This window comes from Xanthobacter sp. BG11Y11_SDJG, assembly GCF_057364445.1.
On the sequence record NZ_JBNFNU010000416.1, the window covers coordinates 1 to 3,572 of the forward strand.

Sequence of the window (3,572 nt, forward strand, 5' to 3'; positions counted from 1 at the left end):
CGCGCCAGCGCGCGCAGATCGGCGGCGGCGGCGCTCCTGAAGCCGCACCGGCGCGGCGGCAAGGCGCCGCGCCGAGCCCCTCCACCTGGGCGATCAGGTCCGAGCGCACCGGCACCACCAGCTCGGCGGCGGCGGTGGGGGTGGGGGCGCGCAGGTCGGCGGCGAAGTCGATCAGCGTCACGTCGGTCTCGTGGCCCACGGCCGAGACCAGCGGGATGGCGCTTTCCGCCGCCGCGCGCACCACGATCTCCTCGGAGAAGCCCAGGAGATCCTCCAGCGAGCCGCCGCCGCGCGCCACCACGATCACGTCCGGACGCGGCACCGGCCCGCTTTCGGCCAGAGCGTTGAAGCCGCGAATGGCGGCGGCGACCTCGGCGGCGCTGGTCTCGCCCTGCACCCGCACGGGCCACACCAGAACATCGCGCGGGAACCGGTCGGCGAGGCGGTGCAGAATGTCGCGGATCACCGCCCCCGTGGGCGAGGTGACGACGCCGATGACGCGCGGCAGATAGGGCAGCGCCTTCTTGCGCGCCGGGTCGAACAGGCCTTCCGCCTGGAGGCGCAGCTTGCGCTCCTCCAGCATGGCCATGATCGCCCCGGCGCCCGCGAACTCCAGCGCCTCGATGACGATCTGGTAGCCGGACTTGCCGGGATAGGTGGTGAGCCGCCCGGTGGCGACCACTTCCAGCCCCTCTTCCGGCCGCAGGCGCAGGCGCGCGAAGGTGCCCTTCCAGATCACCGCGTCGAGCCGCGCGCCTTGGTCCTTCAGGCTGAAATAAGCGTGGCCTGAGGAATGGGGGCCGCGATAGCCGGAAATTTCACCGCGCACCCGCACATGGCCGTAGGCGTCCTCCACCGTGCGGCGGAGCGCGGCGGACAGTTCGGAGACGCTCCATTCGGGGGCGTTGACGCGGGTATCCGGGTGGTCGGCCATCGAATCGGGGCGCCTCGATTGCGGTCAGGCGAGCATAACGGGGACAGCCCCCATGCGGCGAGCGCAGAGCCATGGGGGTTGTCGCCGGGCGCGCGAGCCGATAGCCAATGGGGCAAGAAGAAGGAGAATGCGGGGCATGAACGTTTTGCTGCTCGGTTCGGGGGGGCGGGAGCACGCGCTGGCGTGGAAGCTGGCGCAGAGCCCATCCATGGGCCAGTTCTACGCTGCGCCCGGGAATCCCGGCATCGCCGAGCATGCGGACCTGGTGGAGGGCATTCCCCTGTCCGCCCATGACTCGCTGGTGGCCTTCTGCCGCGACCACGCCATCGGCTTCGTGGTGGTCGGCCCCGAGGCGCCGCTGGTGGCGGGCCTGGTGGACCGCCTCGACGCCGCGGGCATCCCCGCCTTCGGCCCCACCGCCGCGGCCGCCCGGCTGGAGGGCTCCAAGCTCTTCACCAAGGAATTGTGCAAGGCCAACGGCATCCCCACCGCCGCCTTCGGCCGGTTCTCGGACGCCGAGGCCGCCTGCCGCTACGTAAAGGATCAGGGCGCGCCCATCGTCGTGAAGGCGGACGGGCTGATGGCCGGCAAGGGCGTGGTGGTGGCCCTCACGGTGGAGGAGGCGACCGACGCCATCGCCCAGGTCTTCGCCGCGGGCGGCGCCGAGGTGCTGATCGAGGAGTTCATGGAAGGCGAGGAGGCGAGCCTGTTCGCCCTCGTCGACGGCGAGACCGTGGTCCCCTTCGGCAGCGCCCAGGACCACAAGCGCGCCTATGACGGCGACCTCGGCCCCAATACCGGCGGCATGGGCGCCTATTCCCCCGCCCCGGTCCTGACGCCGGAACTGGAGGCGCGGGCCATCGCCGAGATCCTGGTGCCCACCGCGAAAGCCATGGTCGCCGCCGGCACGCCCTATCGCGGCGTGCTCTATGCCGGCCTCATGCTCACGGCCGAGGGGCCGAAGCTGGTGGAGTACAATTGCCGCTTCGGCGATCCCGAGTGCCAGGTGCTGATGCCGCGCTATGCCGGCGACCTCCTGGAGGTGCTCTACGCCACCGCCACCGGACGGCTCGCCGAGGTCACGCCCGCCTGGTTCCCGCTCTCCGCCATGACCGTGGTCTATGCCAGCCGCGGCTATCCCGGCCCGCACCAGACCGGCAGCGTCATCGGCGGGCTCGACGCGGCCCGCGCCCATGAGGGTGTCCTCGTGTTCCAGGCGGGAACCCGCCTCAAGGGCGCGAACCTCGTCTCCAACGGCGGCCGCGTGCTCAACGTCACCGGCAGCGGGCGCACCTTGGCGGAAGCGCGGGCGCGCACCTATGACGCCATCACCCAGATCGACTGGCCGGAAGGCTTCTTCCGCAAGGATATCGGCTGGCGCGTGCTCGGCCGCCCGTCCTGACCGCCGCCCTCAGCCCGACCGGAGCCCTGCCGTGACCGACCGCGAGAAGCCGCCCCTGCCGACCCTCGACAGCTTTCCGGTGCAGGCCTTCGACACCATCCGCTTCGGCGACACCGACATGCTGGGCCATGTCAACAACGCCGTGATCTCCACCTATCTGGAGACCGGGCGCACACAGCTCCTGCGGGTCGGCGACCGCGCGATGGCGCCCGAAGGCGCCTTCTTCTCGCTGGCGCGCATCGTGCTCGACTTCCGGGCCGAGGTGATGTGGCCCGGCGAGGTGAAAGTGGGCACCCGCGTGCTCAAGGTTGGCCGCAGCTCGGTGACGCTGGGCCAGGCCCTGTATCAGGGCGCAACATGCGTCGCCACCGCCGAGACCGTGATGGTCCTGGTGGACCGGCAGACCCGCCGCTCGACGCCCTTCCCGCCTGAGGTGGCCGAGCGCCTCGGCACCCTCGGCTGAGGCGCGAACGGTAACGGGACGCGCCCGCCCCCGACGCCGGTCGGCCGCAGCCACGCGCCCCGCCTTTTCCTGGCCGGCCGTTTTGCTTTATCAAGGCGCGGCGGCGCGTTCGGCCGCGGTGTGGAATTTGCCCGGTGCGCCTGCTGCCGCTCGCCTTCACCCTGCTTGCCGCCACCGTGCTGGGGCTCGGCGTGACGTGGTTTGCCGTCAGCGAGAGCCGCGGGCTCGACGTGGTGCGCTCCGGCGCCTGGGAGAGCTGGCCTCGCGCCGGCACGGTGAAGGCGGATCCCTATGCCCGCGCCGCCCTCGCCCGCTCCGGCGAACTGCCCATCGAATTGGCCGACGGCCTGCTCTTCCTCGCCAGCACGGACGATGAAGGCCGGCCGATCGACGGGCGCTGTGTGACGCGCCTCTCCGGCGTGCTGCCGCAGGCGCGGCTGTGGACGCTGACGCTCATGGATGCGGACGGCCGGCTGATCCCCAACGATGCCGGGCGCTACGGCCTCACCAGCGCCGAGGCGGTCTATACCGACCAGGGCGCCATCGACGTGCGCCTGTCGCCGCGCGCGCGCTCCGGCAACTGGCTGCCCACCGGTGCGCGCAGCCGGGTAAAGGTGGTGCTGCGCCTGTATGATGCGCCGTTCTCCTTCGCCTCCGGCGCGGGCGACGCCATGCCGCTGCCGCACATCGTGCAGGAGGGGCTGCCCGTGAGCGGGAGACGCCCATCCGCGACCGCCTGCCCGACGCCCGGCCCCCTGCGGCGGCGCTCGGGG

Annotated in this window: 3 protein-coding genes and 1 pseudogene; 3 read left to right on the forward strand and 1 reads right to left on the reverse strand. The window is 72.1% G+C overall.

Annotation, left to right across the window (positions count from 1 at the left end; genetic code table 11):
* Positions 1 to 934 (reverse strand): annotated as a pseudogene (xseA, locus tag AC2W7M_RS21955) (exodeoxyribonuclease VII large subunit); the annotation flags it as partial.
* Positions 935 to 1,070: 136 nt separating this feature from the next.
* Here xseA and purD point away from each other — a divergent pair.
* The 3 genes from purD to AC2W7M_RS21970 all read left to right on the forward strand — a co-directional run.
* The gene (purD, locus tag AC2W7M_RS21960; RefSeq protein WP_486134906.1) at positions 1,071 to 2,336 is read left to right on the forward strand and encodes a phosphoribosylamine--glycine ligase; all 1,266 of its coding nucleotides are present in this window, start codon (positions 1,071 to 1,073) and stop codon (positions 2,334 to 2,336) included.
* A gap of 31 nt (positions 2,337 to 2,367) precedes the next feature.
* Positions 2,368 to 2,799, forward strand: a complete 432-nt coding sequence (locus AC2W7M_RS21965) for an acyl-CoA thioesterase (RefSeq protein WP_486134908.1) — start codon at positions 2,368 to 2,370, stop codon at positions 2,797 to 2,799.
* 134 nt (positions 2,800 to 2,933) lie between these two features.
* Positions 2,934 to 3,572, forward strand: a 639-nt coding sequence (locus AC2W7M_RS21970) for a DUF1214 domain-containing protein (RefSeq protein WP_486134909.1), incomplete at its 3' end; no start/stop codon positions are given.